Here is a 998-nt window from a genome sequence, read left to right as displayed (position 1 = left end):
CCGCCGAACGGCGCGACTTCGTTCGAGATCAGGCCCGTGTTCACGCCGACCATCCCGTATTCGAGCGCTTCGGCAACCTTCCACACGCGGCCGATGTCGCGGCTGTAGAAGTACGCGGCCAGGCCGAACTCGGTGTCGTTCGCGAACCGGATCACTTCGTCGTCGCTGCTGAACTTGAACAGCGGCGCGAGCGGGCCGAACGTCTCGTCCTTCGCGACCTTCATCGCGGGCGTGACGCCCGTCAGCACGGTCGGCTCGAAGAAGCCGTGGCCGAGCGCATGGCGCTTGCCGCCCGTCACGACGGTCGCCCCCTTCGCGAGCGCGTCCTCGATGTGCGCCTCGACCTTCAGCACGGCCGCTTCGTTGATCAGCGGGCCCTGCGTGACGCCCGGCTCGGTGCCGCGCCCGACCTTCAGCTGACCGACGGCTGCCGCGAGCTTCTCCGCGAACTGGTCGTACACGGCTTCATGCACGTAGAAGCGGTTCGTGCACACGCAGGTCTGGCCGCTGTTGCGATACTTCGACGCGATCGCGCCCTGCACGGCCGCGTCGAGATCGGCGTCGTCGAACACGATGAACGGCGCGTTGCCGCCGAGTTCCAGCGACACCTTCTTGACCGTCGGCGCGCATTGCGCCATCAGCAGGCGGCCGACCGGCGTCGAGCCCGTGAACGACAGCTTGCGCACGACCGGGTTCGACGTCAGCTCGCCGCCGATCGCCTTCGGGTCGCCCGTGACGACGCTGAACACGCCGGCCGGCACGCCCGCGCGCTCGGCCAGCACGGCCATCGCTAGTGCGGAGAACGGCGTCGCCTCGGCCGGCTTCACGACGATCGGGCAGCCTGCCGCGAGTGCGGGGCCGACCTTGCGCGTGATCATCGCCGCCGGGAAGTTCCACGGCGTGATCGCCGCGCACACGCCGATCGCTTCCTTCGTCACGACGATGCGCTTGTCGCTCGCCGGCGTCGGGATCGTGTCGCCGTACACGCGCTTGCCTTC

General features: G+C 69.0%; 1 protein-coding gene. It reads right to left on the bottom strand.

Going from position 1 to position 998, the window contains the following annotated elements:
• Positions 1-998 (bottom strand): NAD-dependent succinate-semialdehyde dehydrogenase (locus tag G3N94_RS41735; RefSeq protein ID WP_205799963.1); only part of this gene is annotated, 998 nt, incomplete at both ends.

Source organism: Burkholderia sp. Ac-20353, from assembly GCF_017104785.1.
GTDB lineage: Bacteria > Pseudomonadota > Gammaproteobacteria > Burkholderiales > Burkholderiaceae > Burkholderia.
This window is presented reverse-complemented; position numbering and strand designations above follow the sequence as displayed.